The 24,679-nt window shown below is 73.4% G+C and carries 17 protein-coding genes; 9 read left to right on the forward strand and 8 right to left on the reverse strand.

What is annotated here, in order from left to right; all coding sequences use genetic code 11:
• Window positions 1-18 precede the first annotated feature (18 nt).
• The gene (locus ACFVZH_RS13740; RefSeq protein WP_384896544.1) at window positions 19-594 is read right to left on the reverse strand and encodes a DUF4240 domain-containing protein; all 576 of its coding nucleotides are present in this window, start codon (window positions 592-594) and stop codon (window positions 19-21) included.
• 85 nt (window positions 595-679) lie between these two features.
• Complete coding sequence (gene lon / locus ACFVZH_RS13745; RefSeq protein WP_384896547.1) at window positions 680-3,091, reverse strand: endopeptidase La; 2,412 nt, start codon at window positions 3,089-3,091, stop codon at window positions 680-682.
• A gap of 130 nt (window positions 3,092-3,221) precedes the next feature.
• On the opposite strand from lon, the gene ACFVZH_RS13750 reads away from it, so the two are divergent.
• Both ACFVZH_RS13750 and ACFVZH_RS13755 read left to right on the forward strand, forming a co-directional pair.
• A complete protein-coding gene (locus tag ACFVZH_RS13750; protein WP_384896550.1) occupies window positions 3,222-3,860 on the forward strand; it encodes a GNAT family N-acetyltransferase in 639 nt (212 codons plus the stop codon).
• A gap of 91 nt (window positions 3,861-3,951) precedes the next feature.
• Entirely contained in the window at window positions 3,952-4,503 is a 552-nt protein-coding gene (locus tag ACFVZH_RS13755; RefSeq protein WP_384896553.1) for a hypothetical protein, read from the forward strand.
• A 42-nt stretch (window positions 4,504-4,545) separates the two neighbouring features.
• On the opposite strand, the gene ACFVZH_RS13760 is transcribed toward ACFVZH_RS13755, so the two are convergent.
• Window positions 4,546-5,106, reverse strand: coding sequence for a TetR/AcrR family transcriptional regulator (locus ACFVZH_RS13760; protein WP_384896556.1), 561 nt, complete (start codon window positions 5,104-5,106; stop codon window positions 4,546-4,548).
• Between the two features lie 136 nt (window positions 5,107-5,242).
• Here ACFVZH_RS13760 and ACFVZH_RS13765 point away from each other — a divergent pair, with 136 nt between their 5' ends.
• The gene (locus ACFVZH_RS13765; protein WP_384896559.1) at window positions 5,243-5,833 is read left to right on the forward strand and encodes a DUF2867 domain-containing protein; all 591 of its coding nucleotides are present in this window, start codon (window positions 5,243-5,245) and stop codon (window positions 5,831-5,833) included.
• Window positions 5,834-5,872: 39 nt separating this feature from the next.
• Here the strand turns inward: ACFVZH_RS13765 and ACFVZH_RS13770 are convergent, their stop codons facing one another.
• Window positions 5,873-6,514, reverse strand: coding sequence for a TetR/AcrR family transcriptional regulator (locus ACFVZH_RS13770; RefSeq protein ID WP_384896561.1), 642 nt, complete (start codon window positions 6,512-6,514; stop codon window positions 5,873-5,875).
• 181 nt (window positions 6,515-6,695) lie between these two features.
• On the opposite strand from ACFVZH_RS13770, the gene ACFVZH_RS13775 reads away from it, so the two are divergent.
• The 6 genes from ACFVZH_RS13775 to ACFVZH_RS13800 all read left to right on the forward strand — a co-directional run bounded on the left by ACFVZH_RS13775 (window position 6,696) and on the right by ACFVZH_RS13800 (window position 16,539).
• Complete coding sequence (locus ACFVZH_RS13775) at window positions 6,696-8,462, forward strand: glycoside hydrolase family 3 protein (protein ID WP_384896564.1); 1,767 nt, start codon at window positions 6,696-6,698, stop codon at window positions 8,460-8,462.
• Window positions 8,463-8,674: 212 nt separating this feature from the next.
• Window positions 8,675-9,745 (forward strand): 5'/3'-nucleotidase SurE, encoded by a 1,071-nt coding sequence (gene surE, locus ACFVZH_RS13780; protein ID WP_384896567.1) that lies wholly within the window; start codon window positions 8,675-8,677, stop codon window positions 9,743-9,745.
• A gap of 102 nt (window positions 9,746-9,847) precedes the next feature.
• Complete coding sequence (locus ACFVZH_RS13785; RefSeq protein WP_384896570.1) at window positions 9,848-10,519, forward strand: spermidine synthase; 672 nt, start codon at window positions 9,848-9,850, stop codon at window positions 10,517-10,519.
• A gap of 82 nt (window positions 10,520-10,601) precedes the next feature.
• On the forward strand, window positions 10,602-11,339 hold the full coding sequence (locus ACFVZH_RS13790; RefSeq protein WP_384896572.1) for a response regulator transcription factor: 738 nt from the start codon (window positions 10,602-10,604) through the stop codon (window positions 11,337-11,339).
• A 65-nt stretch (window positions 11,340-11,404) separates the two neighbouring features.
• Window positions 11,405-12,457: an ATP-binding protein gene (locus tag ACFVZH_RS13795; RefSeq protein ID WP_384896884.1), complete on the forward strand. Its 1,053-nt coding sequence runs from the start codon at window positions 11,405-11,407 to the stop codon at window positions 12,455-12,457.
• 290 nt (window positions 12,458-12,747) lie between these two features.
• Window positions 12,748-16,539: a multifunctional oxoglutarate decarboxylase/oxoglutarate dehydrogenase thiamine pyrophosphate-binding subunit/dihydrolipoyllysine-residue succinyltransferase subunit gene (locus ACFVZH_RS13800; protein WP_384896575.1), complete on the forward strand. Its 3,792-nt coding sequence runs from the start codon at window positions 12,748-12,750 to the stop codon at window positions 16,537-16,539.
• Between the two features lie 78 nt (window positions 16,540-16,617).
• On the opposite strand, the gene fxsT is transcribed toward ACFVZH_RS13800, so the two are convergent.
• The 4 genes from fxsT to ACFVZH_RS13820 form a co-directional block, all read right to left on the reverse strand.
• The gene (gene fxsT, locus ACFVZH_RS13805; protein ID WP_384896577.1) at window positions 16,618-19,638 is read right to left on the reverse strand and encodes an FxSxx-COOH system tetratricopeptide repeat protein; all 3,021 of its coding nucleotides are present in this window, start codon (window positions 19,636-19,638) and stop codon (window positions 16,618-16,620) included.
• A gap of 58 nt (window positions 19,639-19,696) precedes the next feature.
• Window positions 19,697-20,974 carry an HEXXH motif domain-containing protein gene (locus tag ACFVZH_RS13810; protein ID WP_384896580.1) on the reverse strand — a complete coding sequence of 426 codons (1,278 nt, stop codon included), beginning with the start codon at window positions 20,972-20,974 and terminating at the stop codon, window positions 19,697-19,699.
• A gap of 132 nt (window positions 20,975-21,106) precedes the next feature.
• On the reverse strand, window positions 21,107-21,307 hold the full coding sequence (locus ACFVZH_RS13815; protein ID WP_384896583.1) for a hypothetical protein: 201 nt from the start codon (window positions 21,305-21,307) through the stop codon (window positions 21,107-21,109).
• A gap of 138 nt (window positions 21,308-21,445) precedes the next feature.
• Window positions 21,446-24,676: an SAV_2336 N-terminal domain-related protein gene (locus tag ACFVZH_RS13820; protein ID WP_384896586.1), complete on the reverse strand. Its 3,231-nt coding sequence runs from the start codon at window positions 24,674-24,676 to the stop codon at window positions 21,446-21,448.
• Window positions 24,677-24,679 lie beyond the last annotated feature (3 nt).

Raw genomic sequence — 24,679 nt, forward strand, 5'->3', positions numbered from 1 at the left:
CCGGGGACCCCGCGCCTCCTAGGAGCCGGACGACCGGGGCGGGAAGAGGGCGGCGAGCCGGGGAATCGCCAACCCCTCCGGCCGAGACCCCCAGGGCACCTCGTCCTCTTCCCGCTCTCCCGCGAGCTCCTCGACCGCGTCGAGGAACGCGTCCCCCTCGTCGTCCTCCTGGCCGGTCAGCTCGTCGAACGCGTCCTGCGCGACGTAGTCGAGCTCCTCCCACTCGGGCCACTCGTGGTCGCCCCACGTGTCGCGGTGCCGGCCCACGAGCGCCCGTATCCCCGACACGTCGGCCAGCGTGTCCGGGTCGGCGACGACCGACTCGTACACCTTGCGTCCCTGGCCCACGAGCCAGAGCGTGAAGTAGTGGAAGCCGTCGTCCGTGCAGTCGCCGCCCTCGACCAGGTCCGCCGCCGTCCACACCGCGCGCGAGTCGGCGCCCTCGCACGCCTCCTCGAGCCGCACCTGGAACGCCACGCTCTCGGTCGCCGGACGCCGTACCAGCTCGGCCCGCAGCCACTCCAGCCGTTCGTCCCGGTCACCGGGACGGCGGCTCAACTCGTCGATGAGAGCCCAGAAGGCGTCTTCGTTCATGCGTACGAGCATGACAGCCCCGACCGACATCCGGATACGCCGGAACGGGGTGCCCCGGCAGGACACCCCGCTCCGGCGCGGGAAGTTACGCGGCCACGCCCACCGGCACCGCCGCCGGGGCCAGCGCGATCTCCAGGACCTGCCGGACGTCCGTCACCGGGTGGACCTCCAGCTTCTCCAGGATCTCGGCCGGGACGTCGTCCAGGTCGGCCTCGTTCCGCTTGGGGATCACGACCGTGGTGATGCCCGCCCGGTGCGCGGCGAGGAGCTTCTGCTTCACGCCGCCGATCGGGAGCACCCGGCCGGTGAGGGAGACCTCGCCGGTCATGGCGACGTCCGTGCGGACCAGGCGGCCGCTCAGCAGGGACGCCAGCGCGGTCGTCATGGTCACGCCCGCGCTCGGGCCGTCCTTGGGCACGGCACCCGCCGGGAAGTGAATGTGCACGCCCCGGTCCTTGAGGCCGGTGACGGGCAGCTCCAGCTCCGCGCCGTGCGAGCGGAGGAAGGAGAGCGCGATCTGCGCCGACTCCTTCATCACGTCGCCCAGCTGGCCGGTGAGGGTCAGTCCCGCGGCGCCGGTCTCCGGGTCGGCGAGGGACGCCTCGACGAAGAGCACGTCGCCGCCCGCGCCCGTCACGGCGAGCCCGGTGGCGACACCGGGCACCGCCGTGCGCCGCTCGGCCGGGTCCTGGGCCGACTCCGGCACGTGGTGCGGACGCCCGATGAGCTCCCGCAGGTCCTCGGGACCGACCGCGAACGGCAGCTCGCGGTCGCCCAGTTCGTGCTGGGCGGCGACCTTCCTCAGCAGCCGGGCGATCGACCGCTCCAGGGTGCGCACGCCCGCCTCGCGGGTGTACTCGCCGGCCAGCTTCCGCAGGGCTGCGTCCTCCAGGACGACCTCGCCGGACTCCAGGCCGGCCCGCTCCAGCTGGCGCGGGAGCAGGTGGTCGCGGGCGATGACGACCTTCTCGTCCTCCGTGTAGCCGTCGAGCCTGACCAGCTCCATGCGGTCGAGGAGCGCCTCCGGGATGGCTTCGAGGACGTTGGCCGTGGCCAGGAAGACGACGTCGGAGAGGTCGAGTTCGACTTCCAGGTAGTGGTCGCGGAAGGTGTGGTTCTGCGCCGGGTCGAGGACTTCGAGGAGGGCCGCCGCGGGGTCGCCGCGGAAGTCGGAGCCGACCTTGTCGATCTCGTCGAGCAGGACCACCGGGTTCATCGACCCGGCTTCCTTGACGGCGCGGACGATCCGGCCGGGCAGGGCGCCGACGTAGGTCCGCCGGTGGCCGCGGATCTCCGCCTCGTCCCGTACGCCGCCGAGGGCGACGCGGACGAACTCGCGGCCCATGGCGTGCGCGACGGACTCGCCGAGCGAGGTCTTGCCGACGCCGGGCGGGCCGACGAGGGCGAGCACGGCTCCGCCGCGGCGGCCGCCGACGACGCCGAGGCCCCGGTCGGAGCGGCGCTTGCGCACCGCGAGGTACTCGGTGATGCGTTCCTTCACGTCGTCGAGGCCGGCGTGCTCGGCGTCGAGGACGGCGCGGGCGCCCCGGATGTCGTAGCGGTCCTCGGTCCGCTCGTTCCACGGCAGTTCGAGGACGGTGTCGAGCCAGGTGCGGATCCAGGAGCCCTCGGGGGACTGGTCGCTGGACCGCTCCAGCTTCTCGACCTCCTTGAGGGCGGCCTCGCGGACCTTCTCGGGCAGGTCGGCGGCCTCCACGCGGGCGCGGTAGTCGTCGGACTCGTCGCCCTCGACCTCGCCGTTGAGGTCGCGGAGCTCCTTGCGGACGGCTTCGAGCTGACGGCGGAGCAGGAACTCGCGCTGCTGCTTGTCGACGCCCTCCTGGACGTCCTTGGCGATGGTCTCGGCGACGTCCTGCTCGGCGAGGTGCTCGCGGAGCTGGGCGGTGGCGAGCTTGAGGCGGGCGACCGGGTCGGCCGTCTCCAGGAGCGCGACCTTCTGCTCGACGGTGAGGAAGGGCGAGTATCCGGAGTTGTCGGCGAGGGCGCCGACGCCGTCGATCTGCTGGACGCGGTCGACGACCTGCCAGGCGCCGCGCTTCGTGAGCCAGCTGGTGGCGAGTGCCTTGTACTCCTTGACCAGTTCGGTCACGGAGCCGGGCAGCGGGTCGGGCAGGATCTCCTCGACCGTGCCGCCCTCGACCCACAGGGCCGCGCCGGGGCCGGTCGTGCCGGCGCCGATGCGGACGCGGCCGATGCCGCGGATCAGTGCGCCGGGGTCGCCGTCGGACAGGCGTCCCACCTGTTCGACGACGCCCAGGACGCCGGTTCCGGCGTAGGTCCCGTCGACGCGGGGCACCAGCAGTACCCGCGGCTTGCCCGCGCCGGGGCGGGCGGCGGACTGGGCGGCCTCGACGGCGGCGCGTACATCGGTGTCGGACAGGTCGAGCGGCACCACCATTCCGGGCAGCACGACCTCGTCGTCGAGCGGCAGCACAGGCAGAGTGAGCGGCACGGACGCCATGGACTCAGAAGCCATGATCTCCCCTTCGGCAGTCAAGTTGAGCTGTACCGACTCAATGCACCTGAGCCCCGGAATGTTCCCGGACGTTCGTTCGCTCTGAGCGATCACCCCCACGCGGGCGCGTGGCACGAGATGTAATCCCTGCATGGATATTGCAGCCATTACATCGGCCTGGGTGGCGGGCTGGACCGTCTCCCGTGGCACTCCGGCCGCCGTCACCGAACCCTGGGGCCACCGCATCGACGTCGGCCTGCCCCGCCACGTCGTGCGGCACGTCCTGCCGGCCCCCGACGCGGCCTCCGTCGGGGCGCTCTGCACCCGGCTCACCGAGCCGTACAGCTGGCTCAAGGTCATGGCGTCCCCGGAGGACGTGGCCCCCTGGATCACCGAGGGGTGGACCGTCCCCGACGACCCCGGTTTCATGATGGTCAAGCCGCTGGACCCGGGCGCCCGGCCCGCGCCCCCGGAGGCGTACGTCCGGACCACCGAGACCCGGGACGGCGTCATCCGGGTCCGGATCCTCGCCCCGGACGGCACCCTCGCCGCCCGCGGCCAGATCGCCCCGACCGGCTCCACGGCCGTCGCCGACCAGATCGAGACCGACCCCGCCCACCGGCGGCGCGGCCTCGGCGCCAACGTCATGCGCACCCTGGAGGCCGCCGCCGCCCAGGCGGGCGCCACGACCGGGGTCCTCGCGGCCACCACCGACGGCTTCGCCCTCTACGACTCGCTCGACTGGCGCTACCGGGGCCCGCTCACCGGCATCGTCCGCGACGGCGCCTGACGGGCACCGGACCGCCGGCCGCACCCCGCCGGGTCCGGGAACCGAGCCCGTCCGGCTGCGCGGGACACCCCTTACGGGGCATGCTCGACCCATGGTGCGAGGCGTACACGGGAAGTGGTGCGGGTCCCTGCTGCTGGCGGCGGCCCTGGCCGTCGGCGGGGCGAGCGGTTGCGGGCCGGTGGTGTCGCCCGCGCCCGGCGGGCCGCCCTCGGAGGCGACCGCGCCCACCGCGCCCCCGGCGGACCCGTCGGCCGGCGCCGCCACGACGGTGCCGGCCACCCCGTCCCAGGACCCCCAGCCGGGCGAGGTCCTCGTCGAGGTGGTGGTCAACGGCGGCCTCGCCGGCGTCCGCAACCAGCTCGTCGTCCACTACGACGGCACCTGGACCAGCCGTTCCGGCACCAAGCCGCCCCGCACCGGGCGCCAGACCCCCGCCGAGGCCGCCGAACTCCGCGCCGCCCTGGAGGACCCCGCCTACGCCCGGGTCCCGGAGCGCCCGACCGGCAGCCCGATCCCCGACGGCTTCCAGTACTACGTCACGTACCGCCACCGCCTGGTCGTCGCGGGCGACGGCGAGCGCCCGGCCGCCCTTCAGCGCGTCTTCGCCGCCCTGCCCGAGGGCGGCCCGCCGACCGGCCGGTGAACACCGGCCACCGCGCCCCGGACCGGCCGGGTGCGACGGCGGCTACCTGAGCAGCCAGTCCTTGGTGAGCGCCAGCACGTCCGCGCGCGTGCGCGTGCCGTGGCCGGCCGCGATGAGGGGGTTGGCGACGCGCAGCGAGAAGACCAGCATGCAGCGGGCCTCGACGTCGTCCTCGTCGGGGCAGAAGCTCCGGAAGAGCGAACGCAGGTACTCCATGCGCCGGTCGTCGGTGCGGCGCAGGCGTGCGGCGACGGTCTCGTCACGCCGGGCCCAGTCGCGGATCGCGAGGTCGACGGCGGTGCCGGTCACCGGTTCGCCGACGGCGTCGCGGACCAGGCCGAAGAGCCGCTCCAGCTTGGCCCGGGGGTCCCCGCCGCCGCTCTCGACCCGCTCGATCACGGCATCGGTAACTCCCTGCTCCCAGGTGTCGAGCATCTCGTCGAGCAGGGCGTCGCGGTTGGCGAAGTAGCCGTAGAAGCCGCCCTTGCTGACGCCGAGCGCCTGGGCCAGCGGCTCGATCCGCACGGCTTCGGGGCCGCCGTCGGCCAGCGCGCGAAGGCCCTCCTCGATCCACCGGCCCCGGGGGGTGCGAATCGCTCCCATGGTGTGTCCCTCCTCACCGCGCCACTCGTCCGCCCGACTATACGGCGCCGTACAGACGGGTCTACGCTTGATCTATACGCCACCGTATAGATCCATCGCAGAGACGTCGTCCCGGCGTCGGAACAGGGGTACGGCCATGAGACTTCCCCGCACCGCGCACACCTCCCGCCCGTGGCGGATCCACGAGTTCACCGGCGACTTCCAGGTCGAGGACGTGTGGGAACTGCCCGTCACGGGCGGCCCGGACGATCTCGACCGGCTGGTACGGCAGTTCACGAGCGGCGGGGGAACCGCCCTCTCCTCCCCCGTGGTCCGCACGCTCTTCGCGATCCGCTGGAAGCTGGGCGCGCTGCTCGGCTGGGACAAGCCCGCCGCCGGCCTCGGCGCGCGCGTGGAGACCCTCCGGGACCGGCTCCCCGAGGACCTCCGCGAGGGGCCACGCGGGCCCGATCTGCGGGCGGTCCCCTTCACGTCCGTCTACCGGACGCACGACGAGTGGGTGGCGGAGAGCGCGAACCGGACCGTGCACGCGGTAATGCACATCGGCTGGGTCCCGGACGGCGCCCCGGGCCGCCACCGTGCCCGGATGGCCGTCCTCGTGAAGCCCAACGGCCTGCTCGGCGCCGTCTACATGGCGGGGATCAAGCCGTTCCGGTACCTGGGCGTGTACCCGAAGCTGCTGCGCGGGATCGGCCGCGAGTGGGAGGCGGGCAAGGCGGCGGCCTGACCGGCGGGACACCGGACAGGGCGCCGCCGGGCGTTCGCGTCAGCCCTTCGGGGCGGCGATCGCCGCGTACTGCCGCCGCAGGTAGGCGCCGACACGGGCCGGCATGTCCATCGAGGACGGGTCGAGGGCCCACTGGATCTGCAGGCCGTCCATGACGGCGAGGTGCTCCCGGGCGACGGCCGGGCAGTCGGTGTCGGGGCGGAGTTCGCCGCGCCGGACGGCCTGCTCCAGGAGGTCGACCGTGTGCCGGAGCACGCGCGCGTAGCGCTCCTTGAAGTACGCGTGGGCGGGGTGGCCGACGTTGCCGGACTCGCCCACCAGGACGTTGAACATGCGGACGATGCCGGGGCGCCGGGTGTTCTCCTCGATCAGGGCGACGAGGGTGTCGAGGTACGCCTCGTACGACTCGGGGTCGACGCTGAAGAGCCGCTCCACGTCGTGCTGTTCGCTCTGCGCGAGGACCGAGAGGAGCAGGTCCTCCTTGCTGCGGAAGTGGTGCAGCAATCCACCCTGGGTGATGCCGCAGTCGTTGGCGATCCGGGCGAGGGAGGAGGCGTGGAAGCCCCACTGCCCGAAGTGGTCGACGGCGGTGTCCAGGATCTTCTGGCGGCGCGCGTCACCGACCGCGTAACTGCCCCGGCCTGCGCTCTTGCGGGGCGTGCGGCCCGTGTTCTCCGGCATGCGGCCACCTTATCCGGGCCCGAAACATCCCCTTTGTCGCGTGACCCAGGTCACATTTCAGAAACCTAGTGGTTACTCGGTTTTCACGCTTAGCCTGAGGGCGCCCGAGACCGGCACCGCCGCCTCCCCGGGTCGGCCGACCCGGTCACGCAGCCCGGTCACACAAGCAGGGACGTACGGCATGAACCCCTACCAGGACCCCACCCGCGCCGTGGACGAGCGCGTGGAGGACCTCCTCGCCCGGATGACGCCGGAGGAGAAGGCCGGACAGCTCTTCCACTCCATGCTGATGATGAATCCGGACGGCACCCCGGTGACCGACACCGACGGCTCGATGCTGCCGTTCGCCACCCCGGAGCTCGTCGAGGACCGGCGGCTCACCCACTTCAACCTGCTCGGCACCCACGGCGCCCGCGAGATGGCGCTCTGGCACAACGCCGTCCAGGAGATGGCCGCGGGCACCCGGCTCGGCATCCCCGTCACGCTCTCCACGGACCCGTGGCACGCCTTCACCGACAACGTCGGCGCCTCCTTCAACGCCGGCGCCTTCTCCGCCTGGCCCGAGGCGCTCGGCCTGGCCGCCATCGGCGACCCGGAGCTGGTCTTCCGCTTCGCCGACACCGTCCGCCGCGAGTACCTCTCCGTCGGCTTCCGCACCGCGCTCCACCCGCAGATCGACCTCGCCAGCGAGCCCCGCTGGTCCCGCCAGTCCGGCACCTTCGGCTCGGACGCGAAACTGACCGGCGAACTCGTGCGGGCCTACGTCCGCGGCCTCCAGGGCGACCGCCTCGGCACCGAGTCGGTCGCCGCCATGGTCAAGCACTTCCCCGGCGGCGGCCCGCAGAAGGACGGCGAGGACCCGCACTTCCCGCACGGCAAGGAGCAGGTCTACCCCGGCGGCCTGCGCGAACTGCACCTGGAGCCCTTCAAGGCGGCGATCGCCGCCGGCTGCGCGCAGATGATGCCGTACTACGGCCAGCCCGTCGGCACCGACTGGGAGGAGGTCGGCTTCGGCTTCAACCGGGGCGTCGTCACCGGACTGCTCCGCGAGGAGCTCGGCTTCACCGGCATCGTCTGCACCGACTGGGGGTTGCTCACCGACGCCGTCATCTTCGGCGAGACGCACGAGGCGCGGGCCTGGGGCGTCGAGCACCTGAGTGTGGCCGAGCGGGCGGCGAAGGCCCTCGACGCGGGCGTCGACCAGTTCGGCGGCGAGCAGTGCCCCGAGGTGATCGTGGAGCTGATGGCGTCCGGCCGGATCCCCGAGGCGCGGATCGACGACTCCGTGCGCCGCCTGCTGCGCGAGAAGTTCCTGCTCGGACTCTTCGACGAGCGGCGGTACGTCGACCCCGACGAGGCGGCGGAGACGGTCGGCCGCGCCGACTTCAAGGCCGCGGGCGCCGCCGCCCAGCGCCGCTCCCTCACCGTCCTCACCGACGGACCGCTCCCCCTGACGGGCCGGCCGAGGCTGTACGTGGAGAACGTCGACCCGGCGGTCGCGGCGGCGTACGGCGAGATCGTCGCCGACCCGGCCGGGGCCGACCTCGCGGTCCTGCGGCTGCGCACCCCCTTCGAGGAGCGGCCGAACCTCTTCGAGTCCTTCTTCCACTCCGGCTCCCTCGCCTTCCCCGACGAGGAGCTGGCCCGGATCCTCGGGCTGCTGGCCGCCGTGCCGACGGTGGTCTGCGTCAACCTGGAGCGGCCGGCCGTCCTGCCGGAGATCGCCGAGCGGGCGGCGGCGCTGATCGCCGACTACGGCGCGAGCGACGAGGCCCTGCTCGACGTGGCCTTCGGGCGGGCGCGGGCCGAGGGGCGGCTGCCCTTCGAGCTGCCGCGCTCGATGGCGGCGGTCGCGGCCTCCCGGCCGGACGTCCCGAACGACACGGCGGACCCGGTGTTCCCGTACGGCCACGGCCTGTCCCCGCGCACCGGGACACCCACGGCCTGACGCCCGGGCCGGGACCGGGACAGCCACGGCCTGACGCCCCGGGCCGGGACCGGCCGGGACCGGGACACCCGCGGCCCGACGCCGCAGGCCGGTACACCCCCAGACCGCGGAGTACCTGAACGACTCCGCGCGCGATCCGGGGCCCTCCCGTGGGGGGCAGGGCCCCGGATCTCTTTCCCCTGCCCGCATGTCATGCACCTGAAGGGTTCTCCATGCGCACGTACCTCGCACTCTCCGCGGCCACCGCCGTCCTCCTCGGCCTCGGCGCAACCGCCTACGCCACGACCGCGCAGACCACCGCCCACGGCACCGCCCGCCCGCTCGCCGGGATGCGGATCCTGATCTCCAACGACGACTCGATGCAGGCCGCGAAGGCGAGCAACTCCGACGGACTCGGCCTGTACGAGCTCCGCCGCGCGATGTGCGCCGCCGGAGCCGACGTCGTCGTCATGGCGCCCTGGCAGGTCCAGTCCGGCAAGGGCACCGCCGTCACCAACGGCGGCGTCGTCACCGCCCAGCGCCGCACCGCCCTGCCCGCCGGCTACGAGGGGGACTGCGCCGAGGCGCCCTCCGGCGGCGCGGTCTACGGCGTCTGCCTCGCCGCCGGCCCCTGCGCCAAGGACTCCCCCAGCGCCACCCCCGCCGACACCGTCAAGCTCGCCCTGCGCGGCGGACTCAGAGCCAAGGCCGGCTGGACCGGGGCCCCCGACCTGGTCCTCACCGGCATCAACTCCGGCCCCAACGTCTCCGCGAGCGTCAACGACTCCGGCACCGTCGGCGCGGCCGTCGCCGCCATCGACCAGGGGGTCCCGGCGCTCGCCTTCTCCTCCTCGGGCGACGAGAGCAACCTGAACTTCCCCCGCGTCAACTACCGCGCCCACGCCGAGTTCGGCGCCCGTCTCGTCGCCGGGCTCAGGCAGCGCGGGCTGCTGACCCCGAAGTTCGCCCTGAAGGTCGACTACCCCGACGTCAGCGCGGGCGTGCCCGCCAAGGCCCCGGTCTGGACCCGCGTCGGCGACGGCGCGGTCGTCTACCACGCCTTCGAACAGCGCGGGGACGGCGACTCCTTCGACATCGCCCTCGGCCTGTGCCCGCTGGACGGCAGCGGCGAGGGCGAGTGCGCCGAGGGCCGGAAGGACGCCGACTCCACCTGGCTGCTCGACCGCGGCCACATCACGATCGCCCCGGTCACCTGGGACCGCACGTACGGCTCCCCGGTCGACGCCCGCCCCGAGCTGAACCGGATCGAGCACTTCGTGAAGCACGAGGCCCCGCGCCCCTGAGGACCTTGCGTGACGCTCCGGCTCCATAACGTGTTGATCCCGGCCGTCCGCCCCACGAGGATGGCCGGGACCGACTGCCGAGCGAGAGCGGACAGATCGACGATGCCCTCCCCCCAGATCCTCGACCACCGTGAAGGACCGCACGGAGAGGTCGTGCTGCGGCGCAGAGCCGAACACTTCGAGATCATCGCCAACGGCACCTTCCTCATGGACACCTCCGACGGGCGCTCCGAGCGGCTTCTGATCGACGCGGCGCTGGCCGCCCTCCCCGAGCGGTCCCGCTCCGGCGCCTCCGTCCTCGTCGGCGGTCTCGGCGTCGGCTTCTCGCTCGCCCACGCCGCCGCCGACCCCCGCTGGGGCAGGATCGCCGTCGTCGAGCGGGAGGACGCGATCATCGACTGGCACCGTCAGGGGCCGCTCGCCGCGATCTCCGGGGCCGCGCTCGCCGATCCGCGGACCGTGATCCTGCACACGGACCTGATGGACTACCTCCGCACTTCCCCCGACACCTACGACGCCCTCTGCCTGGACATCGACAACGGCCCCGACTGGACGGTCACCGAGGACAACGAATCCCTGTACGCGGCCGGGGGGTTGGCCGCCTGCGCGGCCCGGCTCAACCCCGGCGGAATCCTCGCCGTGTGGTCCGCCAGACCTTCCGCCGATTTCGAGGAGTCGTTGCGGAATGCCGGATTCAGCGGGGTACGGACGGAAGAGGTGCCGGTTGCCCGGGGCGTCCCCGACGCGGTGCACCTCGCGGTCCGTCCCGGATAGCGCCCGGGCGGCTCCTGGATAGCCGGGACGCCACCGGTACCTCTAGGCTGCTGCACCGACATCGGCGACGCGAGGCGGGGCAATGGAGCAGACACACACCACTCACCACGGTGCGGCGGCCACTCCGGGGGCCCAGCGGCGCGTCCTGGTGGTCGAGGACGACCCGACGATCGTCGAGGCGATCTCCGCGCGGCTGCGCGCCGAGGGCTTCCTCGTGCAGACCGCGACGGACGGTCCGGCGGCCGTCGAGGCGGCCGAGGCATGGCAGCCGGACCTGATGGTCCTGGACGTGATGCTGCCCGGTTTCGACGGCCTGGAGGTGTGCCGCCGGGTCCAGGCCCAGCGCCCCGTCCCGGTCCTCATGCTGACCGCCCGCGACGACGAGACCGACATGCTGGTCGGGCTCGGCGTCGGCGCCGACGACTACATGACGAAGCCGTTCTCGATGCGCGAGCTGGCCGCCCGGGTGCACGTCCTGCTGCGCCGGGTGGAGCGGGCCGCGCTGGCGGCGGTCACCCCGCGCAGCGGGATCCTGCGCCTGGGCGAGCTGGAGATCGACCACGCGCAGCGCCGGGTCCGGGTGCGCACGGAGGACGTGCACCTGACCCCGACCGAGTTCGACCTGCTGGTCTGCCTGGCGGGCACCCCGCGGGCGGTGCTCTCCCGCGAGCAGCTCCTCGCCGAGGTGTGGGACTGGGCGGACGCCTCGGGCACCCGGACCGTGGACAGTCACATCAAGGCGCTGCGCCGGAAGATCGGGGCCGAGCGCATCCGCACGGTCCACGGCGTCGGCTACGCGCTGGAGACCCCGGCGCCGTGAGCCGGCCGGGGCCCGGGGGGCCGCACGCGGGACGGGGACCGGAGCGGCCGCGCCGGCCCCGCCGGATCGTGATCTCGATCAAGACGAAACTGGGCGCCCTGGTCGTCGGGGCGGTCCTGCTGACCTCCGGCCTCGCCCTGGTGGCGATCAGGACGTCCACGGAGTTCCGGTACATCACGGTCTTCGCGATGATCGCGACCCTGCTGATCACCCAGTTCGTGGCGCAGTCCCTGACGGCCCCGCTGGACGAGATGACGACGGTGGCGGGGACGATCTCGCGCGGCGACTTCAGCCGCCGGGTGCGGGGCGCGGACCGGCGGGACGAGCTGGGCGACCTGGCCTCGACGATCAACCGGATGGCGGACGACCTGGAGGCCGTCGACCGGCACCGCAAGGAGCTGGTCGCCAACGTCTCGCACGAGCTCCGCACCCCGATCGCCGCGCTCCGGGCGGTCCTGGAGAACGTCGTGGACGGTGTGTCCGAGGCAGATCCGGAGACCATGCGGTCGGCCCTGAAGCAGACCGAGCGGCTCGGCCGGCTCGTCGAGACGCTGTTGGACCTGTCACGTCTTGACAACGGTGTCGTGGCGCTGCGGGCGAGCCGTTTCGAGGTCTGGCCGTATCTGTCGGGGGTGCTGCGCGAGGCCAACCTCGCCGCGTCCCAGCGCGGCCTGTCCTCCACCTCGGGGCTGCACAACCGGACCGACGTGCATCTGCACCTGGACGTGTCGCCGCCCGAGCTGGTCGCGCACGCGGACGCGGAGCGGCTGCACCAGGTGATGGCGAACCTGATCGACAACGCGGTGAAGCACTCGCCGCCGCACGGCCGGGTCACGGTCAGGGCCCGGCGCGGCCCGTACCCGGACTCGCTGGTGCTGGAGGTCGAGGACGAGGGCCCCGGCATCCCGGAGTCGGAGCGGCACAAGGTCTTCGAGCGGTTCAACCGGGGATCGGCCCCGTACCGGCCCGGTCCGGGCAGCGACGGCGGCACGGGACTCGGCCTGGCGATCGCGCGCTGGGCGGTGGATCTGCACGGCGGCGGGATCGGTGTGGCCGAATCGTCACGTGGCTGCCGCATCAGAGTCACTCTTCCGGGCAGCCTTCGCCCGAGAGGTTGACGTAGGGTTCGAACCGGAAGCGCACGTTCTGCGTGTACGTGATCAGGACCCGCGTGCACGTGAGCGGGGCGCGGTCAGGGATGCGGTCGAAGCGGGCCGTGCCCGCGCTTTTCCGTACCCTCACACCGACGGAACCAGGGTTGTTTCCCGCCATTCACGGCCCCGAAACACCCCGTCAAGTGTGACTTGCGCGACGTTGGAGTGCCCGGCCTGCACCTCTCGGCCGGACAGGCGTAGCCTTTATTTCCGCTGTCCATCACCTTGTGAAGCGGAAGAGGGCGGTTGCCGCCGTGTCGTCTCAGTCCCCCAGTACCCCGAGCTCCCCGACCGACCAAGACGGGCAGGGCCAGAACCCTGCGACCGCCTTCGGTGCCAATGAGTGGCTCGTCGACGAGATTTACCAGCAGTACCTCCAGGACCCGAATTCGGTCGATCGTGCCTGGTGGGACTTCTTCGCCGACTACAAGCCCGGAGCGACGTCGGAGACCCCGGCCGCCGCCCCGGCTGCCACCACCACCCCGAGCGCGCCCGCCGCGCCGCAGGCGGGCCCCGCACAGGCCGCGCCTGCCGTTCCGGCTCCCGCGCCCGCCCCGGTCGCGGCTCCGGCTCCGGCTCCGGCTCCCGTGAAGCCCGCCGCGGCTCCCGCGCCGGTCGCCGCGAAGCCCGCCGCCGCGCCTGCCCCGGTCAAGGCCGCCCCGGCCGCCGAGGCCCCCGCCGGCCCGGAGCTGATCACGCTGCGCGGCCCCGCCGCCGCGGTCGCGAAGAACATGAACGCCTCGCTGGAGGTGCCGACGGCCACGTCCGTCCGCGCCGTCCCGGTGAAGCTGCTCTTCGACAACCGGATCGTGATCAACAACCACCTGAAGCGCGCCCGGGGCGGGAAGATCTCCTTCACGCACCTCATCGGCTACGCGATGGTGCAGGCGATCAAGGCCATGCCGTCGATGAACTACTCCTTCGCGGAGAAGGACGGCAAGCCGACCCTGGTCAAGCCGGAGCACGTGAACTTCGGCCTCGCGATCGACCTGGTGAAGCCCAACGGCGACCGCCAGCTCGTCGTCGCGGGCATCAAGAAGGCCGAGACGCTCAACTTCTTCGAGTTCTGGCAGGCGTACGAGGACATCGTCAAGCGGGCCCGCGTGGGCAAGCTGACGATGGACGACTTCACCGGCGTCACGGTCTCCCTGACCAACCCCGGCGGCCTCGGCACCGTCCACTCCGTGCCGCGTCTGATGCCCGGACAGTCGGTCATCATGGGCGTCGGCTCGATGGACTACCCGGCCGAGTTCCAGGGCACCTCCCAGGACACCCTGAACAAGCTGGGCATCGCCAAGGTCATGACCCTGACCTCGACGTACGACCACCGGGTCATCCAGGGTGCCGCCTCCGGCGAGTTCCTGCGCGTCGTCGCCAACTACCTCCTCGGCGAGGAGGGCTTCTACGACGACATCTTCAAGGCCCTGCGCATCCCCTACGAGCCGGTCCGCTGGCTCAAGGACATCGACGCGTCGCACGACGACGACGTCACCAAGGCCGCGCGGGTCTTCGAGCTGATCCACTCCTACCGGGTCCGCGGCCACGTCATGGCCGACACCGACCCGCTGGAGTACAAGCAGCGCAAGCACCCCGACCTGGACATCACCGAGCACGGCCTCACCCTGTGGGACCTGGAGCGCGAGTTCGCGGTCGGCGGCTTCGCCGGCAAGTCGATGATGAAGCTCCGCGACATCCTCGGCGTGCTCCGCGACTCGTACTGCCGCACCACCGGCGTCGAGTTCATGCACATCCAGGACCCGAAGCAGCGCAAGTGGATCCAGGACCGCGTCGAGCGCCCGCACTCCCGCGTGGAGCGCGAGGAGCAGCTGCGGATCCTGCGCCGGCTGAACGCGGCGGAGGCTTTCGAGACCTTCCTGCAGACGAAGTACGTCGGCCAGAAGCGCTTCTCCCTGGAGGGCGGCGAGTCCGTCATCCCGCTGCTCGACGCGGTCATCGACTCGGCCGCCGAGTCGCGCCTCGACGAGGTCGTCATCGGCATGGCCCACCGCGGCCGGCTGAACGTCCTCGCGAACATCGTCGGCAAGTCGTACGCGCAGATCTTCCGCGAGTTCGAGGGCAACCTCGACCCGAAGTCGATGCACGGCTCCGGCGACGTCAAGTACCACCTGGGCGCCGAGGGCACCTTCGTCGGTCTCGACGGCGAGGAGATCAAGGTCTCCCTGGCCGCCAACCCCTCCCACCTGGAGGCGGTCGACCCGGTCCTGGAAGGCATCGTCCGCGCCAAGCAGGACGTCATCAACAAGGGCGGCACGGACTTCACCGTCCTGCCCGTCGCCCTGCACGGTGACGCGGCCTTCGCCGGCCAGGGTGTCGTCGCCGAGACGCTGAACATGTCGCAGCTGCGCGGCTACCGCACCGGCGGCACGGTCCACATCGTCATCAACAACCAGGTCGGCTTCACCGCCGCCCCGGAGTCCTCGCGTTCGTCGATGTACGCGACCGACGTGGCCCGCATGATCGAGGCGCCGATCTTCCACGTGAACGGCGACGACCCGGAGGCCGTGGTCCGCGTCGCGCGGCTCGCCTTCGAGTTCCGCCAGACGTTCAACAAGGACGTCGTGATCGACCTCATCTGCTACCGCCGCCGCGGTCACAACGAGGGCGACAACCCGCAGTTCACCAACCCGCAGATGTACAACCTGATCGACAAGAAGCGTTCGGTGCGCAAGCTGTACACCGAGTCGCTCATCGGTCGCGGCGACATCACCCTGGAAGAGGCGGAGCAGGCGCTCCAGGACTTCCAGGGCCAGCTGGAGAAGGTGTTCGCGGAGGTCCGCGAGGCCACCAACGCCCCGGCGTCGGCGACCGTGCCGGACGCCAAGGCCGCCTTCCCGGTCAGCGTCACCACCGCGGTCTCCCAGGAGGTCGTGAAGCGGATCGCCGAGTCGCAGGTCAGCATCCCGGAGCGGATCACGGTCCACCCGCGTCTGCTGCCGCAGATGCAGCGCCGCGCCGCCTCCATCGACGACGGCACCATCGACTGGGGCTTCGGCGAGACCCTCGCCATCGGCTCCCTGCTGATGGAGGGCACCCCGGTCCGGCTCTCCGGCCAGGACTCCCGCCGCGGCACCTTCGGCCAGCGTCACGCGGTCCTGGTGGACCAGGAGACCGGCGAGGACTACACCCCGCTGCTCTACCTGACCGAGGAGCAGGCCCACTACAACGTCTACGACTCGCTGCTCAGCGAGTACGCGGCGATGGGCTTCGAGTACGGCTACTCCCTGGAGCGCCCGGACTCGCTGGTCGTCTGGGAGGCCCAGTTCGGTGACTTCGTCAACGGCGCGCAGACCGTCGTCGACGAGTTCATCTCCTCGGCCGAGCAGAAGTGGGGCCAGACCTCCGGCGTCACGCTGCTCCTGCCGCACGGCTACGAGGGCCAGGGCCCGGACCACTCGTCCGCGCGCCCGGAGCGCTTCCTCCAGATGTGCGCCCAGGACAACATGACGGTCGCCATGCCGACGCTGCCGTCGAACTACTTCCACCTGCTGCGCTGGCAGGTCCACAACCCGCACCACAAGCCGCTCATCGTCTTCACCCCGAAGTCGATGCTGCGTCTGAAGGCCGCGGCGTCCAAGGTGGAGGAGTTCACCACCGGCGGCTTCCGCCCGGTGATCGGCGACGCGACCGTCGACCCGGCCGGCGTCCGCAAGGTCGTCTTCTGCGCCGGCAAGGTCTACTACGACCTGGAGGCCGAGCGTCAGAAGCGCGGTGACACGGAGACCGCGATCATCCGTCTGGAGCGCCTGTACCCGCTGCCGGGTGCCGAGCTCCAGGCCGAGATCGCCAAGTACCCGAACGCCGCGAAGTACATCTGGGCGCAGGAGGAGCCGGCGAACCAGGGTGCGTGGCCGTTCATCGCGCTCAACCTGATCGACCACCTGGACCTGGCGGTCGGTGCGGACATCCCGGCGGGCGAGCGCCTGCGCCGGATCTCGCGTCCGCACTCCTCCTCCCCGGCGGTCGGCTCGGCCAAGCGCCACCAGGCGGAGCAGCAGCAGCTGGTCAACGAGGTCTTCGAAGCCTGATCGACCACTCCGTACGCGTACGGCGCGGAGGCCCGGCACCCCTGAGGGGGTGCCGGGCCTCCGGCGTTCGGCGGGCTCTCAGAGGTTGGCCTCGAAGTCCCAGTACGGGCGGTTGCGCTGGCGGGCCGAGAGGGTGTGCGGGTGCTGGACGCCGAGGGACCTGGTGAGGGTGAGCAGGGCGTCCTCCTCCAGCTTCCCGGCCTCCTCGATCTCGCGCAGTCCGCGCAGGTCGGTGGCGAGCGCCACCTGGCAGGAGAGGGTCAGCGGGTGCTCGTGGCCCAGGACGTGCCGGGCCCTGCGCAGGGTGTCGCGGCTGAGTTCGGCGGCCTCGGCGACCCGGCCGTTGAAGTTGCGGGCGGCGGTGGCGTTGAGGGCGCAGCCGAGGACCCAGGGGTGGTCGGGGCCGAGGGTGGCGGTGAGGCCGGCGAGTGCCGACTCCAGCATGGTCAGCGCCGCGGCCCGCTCGCCGGACGCCTGCATGACGAGGGCGGTGTTGGCGAGCACGCCGGTGGAGACCGGGTGGGCGGGGCCGAGCAGTGCGCGGTAGCCGGCCTCCGCCTCGGTGATGAGTTCCCTGGCGAGGTCGAGGTCGCCGTGCTCGCGGAGGAAGTTGGCGTAGTTGGTGACGGCCGACAGCGTCACGTAGTGGTCGCGGCCGTATGCCTGCTCCAGATGGTCCAGGACGCCGGCCATCATCGAGCCGATGTCCTGGGAGCCGCCCTCCCGGCGTCGGCAGAGCGCCAGTTGGCTGTGCGCGTAGAGGGTGTGGAGGTGCTGGGGTCCGAGGATCTGGATGTGGAGGCGGACGTTGGCCTCCTGGCGGCCGAGCGCCTCGCGATAGCGGCCGAGCAGCCGGAGGTCCTGGGCCACGGCGTTGTTGGAGTTGAGGGTGGAGGCGTGGTGGGGGCGCAGGATGTTCTCGCAGCGGGCGAGGGTGTCCACGTCCTGTTCGTACGCCTCCTGGTACCGGCCCCGCATGCGCAGGACCACGCCGAGGTTGTGGCGGGCCACGAGGGTGAGGTCCTGGCTCTCGCCGAGCAGGCTCCTGGCCTCGTCGAGGGCCTCGCGCTGGAGTTCCTCCGACTCCTGGTAGTGGCCCAGGAAGCGCAGGTCGCGGGCGAGGGAGATCTTCGTCTGGAGCTCGCCGAGCTCGTTGCGGTGGTGGGCGCCGGCGAGCCGGTCGCGCTGGGCGAGGTCGAGGTCGTACGCCTCGCGGAACCGGCCGTACCGGCGCAGGATGTCGCCTTCCAGGGTGGTCAGCGCCTGCATGTGCGGGGCCAGCGGGTCCATGAAGGAGGTCCAGTTGCCGCGGATGCGCTCGGCGAGCCGGATGCCGGCCTTGTACTCGCCGCTGCGCTCGCAGAACCGCAGGCAGTTGAGGATGGCGACCTGGATGCGGGCGTCCGTGCTGCGCAGGGCCCCGGAGGGTTCGAGGTGGGGCAGGAGCTCGGAGTAGCGGGGCCAGTGACGGCTGTCGGTGGGGTTGCCCGGGTCGGCCTCGGCGAGGAGGGTGCGGACGGCCTTGCGGTGGGCGTCGCGGTGCTCGCCGTTGGTGAGCCGGGAGACGATGTCGTGGACCAGCCGGTGCATGTGGACCGACTCCTGGTGCGGTGCGGCCTCCTCGCCGGTGACGGGTCCCGCGGTCTCCCGGGTGAGGACGGAGAACTTGACGAGGGTGTCCAGGGCGCGGGTCCAGGCGGGCAGGTCCGTGGCCATCCAGCGGAGGTCCTCGGGCAGCTGTGCCTGGGGATAGGCGCGGACGATGCCGAGCGGGATGCGGCCGGGCGCGAAGGAGGCGCACAGGCTGAGGATGTCGATGGCCTGCGGCTGGGAGTTGCGGAGCCGGTTGATCAGTATCGACCAGGAGGTGAGGGAGGCGTGGGGGATCCCGGTGCCCGGCGTGGGCTCGTCGACGGTGGAGAGCCGTCCGTCGCGGACCATGCGCAGGTACTCGGCGGCCTCCATGCCGGACTCGCCGAGCCAGGCGGCGGCCTGGACGAGCGGCAGGGGTACGTCTCCGAACTCGGCGGCGACCTCGTCGGCCTCGGCCGCGGTGATGTGCGGGGCGCGGCGCATCAGGTAGCCGGTGGACTCGGCGCGGTCGAAGCCGGGGACCTCCAGGACGTCGGTGTGCTGCGCCCAGGCGCGGTTGCGGGAGGTGATGAGGACGTGTCCCGGTCCCTGGGGCAGCATGACGTCGATGCCCTCGGTGGCGTCCCAGCCGTCGAAGACGACCAGCCAGCGGGCGTGCGGGTCGCCGCGGCGGAGGGCTTCGCGGACGGCCCGGATGCGTTCGCCGGGTTCGCTGCCGGTGGGCAGCGAGAGCTGGACGGCGAGTTCGCCGAAGCGGTCGCGCTGGACGTTGCGGTCGTCGGAGTTGACCCACCAGATGACGTCGTAGTCGGGGCTGAAGCGGTGGGCGTACTCGGAGGCGATCTGCGTCTTGCCGATGCCGGACATGCCGAGCAGGGTGCAGGCGGCGTTGCCCCGCTCGGCGTCCATCAGCCGTTCCTGGAGCGTGCTGAGGAGGTCGTCGCGGCCGGTGAAGCGGTGGTTGCGGCGGGGGACGTCGCCCCAGATCTCCGGCGGGGTCTCCGGGTAGCGGGCGAGGACGCTCGTCGGGAGGCGCCGGGCGTTGCCGCGGCGGGGTTCGATGCCGAGCCGGCCGAGCAGCCGTGCCTCGGCCTCCTCCTCGCCGACGCCCCAGAGGCTGACGGGTTCGAGGACCGCGGTGGCGGGGAGCAGCGTGCGGTTGGTGAGGTTGACGGCGGCGAACCGGTCGGCCTGGGCGGCGACGAAGCCGCGCAGGACGTCGTTCCATTCGCCGGCCGGTCGGGGGCCGAGTTCGAAGAACCAGTCGTTGAGGACGAGGAGGACCTGGCCGCGGGCGAGGAGCAGGTCGCCGAGGGAGTCCTCCAGGGGGACTTCGCGGGGCGGGTCCCAGCGTTGCAGGGTGGCGCGCACGCCGTGGGCTTCGAGTCGCTGGTTGATCCAGGCCGCCCATGGCCGGTGGTATCCGGGGAAGACCACCAGGACATGCTCGGGGGCGGCCCCGCCACCGCGGCTCTCCGCGCCTCCGCCCGACCGTTGTTCCGCCATCTGTACGTCTCCCGTCCCGCTCACGCGCAACGCAGTGTCATGTGCCGTGGGCACAGTGTTACGCACCGGCCCTGGGGCCCGTGCCGAGGCTCGCATGGAGCTGCCGCATTTGCCGGGCGAACTCCCGCCCCCCATTGGTCAGTTCATCGGATTCAAGCAGTATCGCCAGGGCGTCGCCCACCTGATCGTGGACATGGTCGAACTGCTGCCCGGCCCGCGTCCGCCACGGCGACGGCACGCCCCGGGCGTCCATCGCCCTGCGCCACAGGTCGGCCAGCGCCAGATGGGCGTAGGTCCCCTGGAACACCCCGGCGACCGGACGCTCGTCGGTGCGCCAGCCGACCCGGTACAGGACGCCGCCGCCGGGCCGGTAGAGCGGGACGAGCTCGTGGAGCGTGGACAGTTTGCCGTGGTGCAGCTCGTGGACCAGCGTCTCCGCCATGTCGGCGGCGCCGGCCGACGGCGTCATCAGGACGGCCCCCGGGGCCACGCTCAGCGTGGCGCCGACGGACCGCGGCCCCTGCGGCACCAGCGGCACCAGCACGCCGACCGTCCGGCCGACCTCCGCGGCCCGCGCCCGGTCGGTCCGCCGCAGCAGCTCCCGGGCGGCGCGCCAGTGACCGGACCAGGCGGCGTGGTCGACGTCGGCCCGCTCGGCCGCGACCCGCGCCGGGGTCCCCACCCCGCCGGGCGGCACCCGGTAGGGGTCGAGGTCGTCCAGGCGCGCGGCCCCGCCGGACAGCCCGCGCAGGCCACGCCAGCCGTGGCCGGCGCCGGCCACCGTGCCGGTGCGGCGGTCGACGAGCCGCAGGACCGCGGCCGGCGCCCCCGGGGTGTCCTCGGAGTGGATCCGGACGACCTGGGCGCGCGTGACCAGCCGGACCGGACCCCGGTGCGCCAGGACGCTCCCGACGCCCGGCAGCGACAGCACCCCGTCCGGGGCCCGGACCACCAGGTCGAGCGGCCGGCCGGCCCGCAGCGCGGCCGTGGCGGCCACCGCCTCCAGGTGGGCGAGGTGCCGGTCGAGGGCGGGCCCCACGGGATCGGTCAGGGCGGCCGCGAGCCAGGCCCCGGTCGTCGGGTAGTCGAGGACGGCGCGGACCGCGCCGGGACTGCCGCGCTCGGTCCGCTCCAGGAGCCGCCAGGCCGCCTCGAAGCCGTCGAGGGCCGCGGGATCGACCTCGTCCCGATGCCGCCGCACCCGCACCAGCAGCGCCTTGAGCAGCAGCAGGCGCCGGGCGTGTGCCCCCGACCGCAGGAAGGACGCGTCGGCCGCGGCGGGCCGCGTACTCGCCAGCGCCGCGAAGGCCGCCGCACGCGGCGGCGCGGCGATCACTCCCGGCTCCACGAGCGGGGGACGGGGCCGCCGCCCCACGCGGGGTGGGGCCCCGCGCCGGCGGATACGGGGCCCGGCCGGGGATGGCGGGCCGATTCGGCCGGAAACGATCGGTCGGCGGCGCCCCGGGTGTCAGTCGACGAAGGGGGCGTCCTCGGGCCAGGAGACGACGAGGTCCGAGGGGTGTCGCAGTACTCTCTCGACCTCCGCGCCGAGAGCGGCGTCGTTCGTGACCCGCAGGGTCCGCAGGTCAACGGCGGCGAGATCGGGCAGATGCGGAGGCCGTCCGGCACCACGGCCGACACCGGTCGCCCACTCCGTACGCTCGAACACTCTCGGCTCCTCCTCACCGGCGCCTGTCCCCCACGGTCGTAGCGGCGCAGCGGTTCTTCCCGACGCCGCGATACCGGAAACCCATTCGATTCAACTGCCCCCACGTGCGCCCCCGTTGTCCGGCCATTCGGCGCGTGCTCATCCGGCACCACCGCTCCAGGCCCACCAGGGCGGCAGGATCCGGCGCCGCTCCTCGGCGGACGCCCGTCCGAAGTCCCGGCCGGCCGCGCTCTCCGTCTCTCTCAGCAGGGCCTTGGTCCGCTCCACGTCCGCCCAGTCCACGTCGACGAGCCGTCCGGTGAGCCGCCGCCACCGCTCCGTCGCGTCGAGCAGCGCGGCCCGGGCGCCGGCCGGGCGTCCCATCAGGCACAGGACGACCCCCTGGGCGTGCAGCGCGCGGGCGCCGGTGACCGTGCCAGGGGTGTCGCCGTGGGCGGCGGTGGCCTCCTCCCCGGCACTGCGGTAGGCGGTGAGGGCGTCGCCGATCACGCCGTCCCGCGCCGCCTCGGCCAGCTCCAGCCGCACCCGCCCGAGTTGCAGCCACACCTCGGCGCGCTCACTCGCGTCCGTGGTGCCCCTGAGCGCCTGCTCCAGCAGGTGGCGGCTCTCGAAGAGGTCGGGCAGGAAGCCGGCACGGTGGAAGCGGAGGGCGAGCACGCTGCCGATGAGGGTGCGCGCCCTGGCCCGCTCGGGCGCGTCGGCGGGCAGCCGGGTGAGGGCTTCGCGCAGCACGCCCTCGGCCCGGTCGACGGGGGACGTGCCGCTGCCGGCCGCGGCGCGCCGCAGCAGCGATCCGCCCCAGGTGAGGAGGAGCGTGCCGCGTTGTGCGCTCTCGGCGGGGGCGAGCAGGGTGGCCTCCTCGTACGCCGCGTCGGCGGCGGCCCCGTCGCCGGCCGTGTCGTACAGCCGCGCCCGCGCCGTGGTGAAGCGCAGCCGCAGGGCGCGGCCGTCGCCGAGGAGGGGTTCCGCGCGGTCGAGTACGGGGCCGATGCGGCCGGGGTCCGCCTCGGCGAGGGTCAGGGCGTCGGCGAGGTCGAGGAAGGCGGCGGCGCTCTCCTGGAGGTCGAGGGCGGTGGCGAGTTCCCGGACCGCCGCGTCGCCGTCGCCCCGGGCCAGGAGCAGTCGGCCGCGGCGCAGGTGGAGGGTGTGGCGGGCGGTCTCGGGCCACTGGCCGGTGTCCTCGGCGAGGGCGGCGAGGGCCGCGTCCAGGTGGCCGGGCGCGTCGGTGTCGCGCCACAGCGCGTGGTGGACGACGGCGAGTTCGAGCCGGGCCTCGGCCCATGCCTCGTCGCCGGGCCGGGCGGGCTCGGCGGCCCGTACGAGGGTGTCGGCGGCCTCGGTGAGGAGCTCCCGGCGCCGGACGGTGCGCCGTGCGGCCGCGGTGCCCGCCTCCGCGTACAGGACGCGGGCGAGGACGATCCGCGCCTCGACGGGTTCGTCGGGCAGGGCGGACTCGGCGAGTTCGCGGGCGCGGGCCAGCAGGGCGGGATCGGACTGGTCGCGGCCCTGGGCGAGGAGGCGGCGGGCCTCGGTGAGCGGGTCGGGGGTGATGAGGTCGGGGTGGTAGAAGCGGAGCACGCGCGCGGGGATGCGGGCGAACAGCTCGGTCTCGGCGCCCTCGGGGCCGAGGGTGTCGTCGGTCTCCTCGGAGAGCGCCGCCCCGCCCCCGGGCCGCCGGTCCGCGCCGGAGGTACGGGGGTCGGCGCCGGTCCCGGGCCTGGCGGTCGGCTCGGTGCCGGGCTCGATGCCGGTGCGGGCCTCGGCGTCGGTTCCGGGATCGGCTCCGGCTCCGGCTCCGGCTCCGGCTCCGGCTCCGGCCAGGCGGGCCGCCGCGAAGGCCGGGAAGTTGCGCATGCCCTGGCCGAAGTTGCGTTCCACATAGGCGGAGCAGTGCTTGAGGACGAGGGCGGCCGCGCTCGGGTCGAGCGAGGCGAGCAGATGCTGCTGGATGGCGGGCGGATAGCTGAAGCAGGGGTACGGGGTCGGTCCCGGCAGCCGCCGCAGGAGGCCGCTGAGCAGGACCTCGGCCAGCTCCATGGGCCCGGTGTCGGGCAGCATGGCGCGCTGGACGAGCTGCATGACGGGGAGGGTCAGCGGGGCGGCCGCGAGGTGGACGGCGAGCTTGAGGGCGCCGGGCGAGGCGCCCGCCCGGAAGGCCCGGAGGACGTCCTCGTCGGAGCGCGGGGCGCGGGGGGTCGCGGGGGGCCGCGGCCCGGCCGGTTCGGGGACGAGCCAGGCGGCCCAGCCGCGTACGGAGTCGCCGCCGTGACCGGTGTGGAGCCGGGCCCAGGAGCCGAACGCCTCCGGCGTCGGGGTGAGCACGGGGACGGCCCGGCGGCCGGGGACGAGGGGACCCCAGGGCTCGTCGTCGGAGCGGAAGGCGGCGGGGCCGCCGGGGGTCGCGGAGCGCTGGAAGGTGCCGGGTTCGGCGGGGAGCCCGGTGCGGGGCCACAGGCGTGGCGGCAGCGGCTGGACCAGGGCGAGCGGGGAGTGGCGGGGCCACTGCCGCAGGAAGCGCTGGGCGGCCCCGCGCTGCCAGAGGGGGCCGACGCAGTCGCTGACGACCAGGGTGAGCCGGCGTCCGGTGGGGTCGTGGAGCTGGTCGACGGGGCGCAGCCGGGGTCTGCCGTCGGCGCCGGAGGTGGTGGTGACCAGCGGGGGGCCGTCGCCGGTGTCGTACAGGCGGTGCACCTGGACGTCCCGGAAGGCGCCGGACTGCTGGCATGCCTGGCGGAGTTCCTCGACCATCCGGCCCCAGACGACCATGGCCGGGCCGGTGTCCATGAGCAGCTGGATGTCGGGGCGGCGGCCGGCGGCGGCTCGCAGGACGGGGGTCAGGATGCCGGCGGCGGCGCTGTGTTCGGCGGTGGCCTCCTCGTCGAGGGTGCCCTCGCCGGGGCGGCCCGGCGCGAGGGCGTAGTCGCGCAGCGGCCGCAGGGCCTTCTGGAGCCCGAGGAGTCCGGGCAGGGCGTTGGCTCCGGGGGCGCGTACGGGCAGCGCGGCGCCCCGCTCCGTACGCCGGGCGCGGTGGCCGGGTCCGCCGCCGGCTCCGGCCTTCATGTGCAGGGAGACGGACTCCCGGACGCCGTCGGCCGCGCCCTCGGAGCCGGCCGGCGCCGGCTCGCCCCGTACGGCCTCCGGGGCGGCGTCGGCCGCTGCGGCCTCGCCGCTCCCGCCGTCGCGCAGGGCCCCGTCGTCCGCCGGGGCGCCGTCCCCGGCCGTCCCCGGCGGGTCGGCCGCGGGTGGTTCCGGGGTCGGGCCGGGGAGCCAGCGGGCGAGCCAGACCGCGTCCGCGATGTCCTCGGCGGTCGGGTCCTGGCCGCCGGCCCGCAGTCTGCGGGTGAGCTCCTCCAGATGCATCCGGTGCATCCG

Source organism: Streptomyces sp. NPDC059534, from assembly GCF_042743475.1.
In the GTDB taxonomy this organism is placed as follows: domain Bacteria; phylum Actinomycetota; class Actinomycetes; order Streptomycetales; family Streptomycetaceae; genus Streptomyces.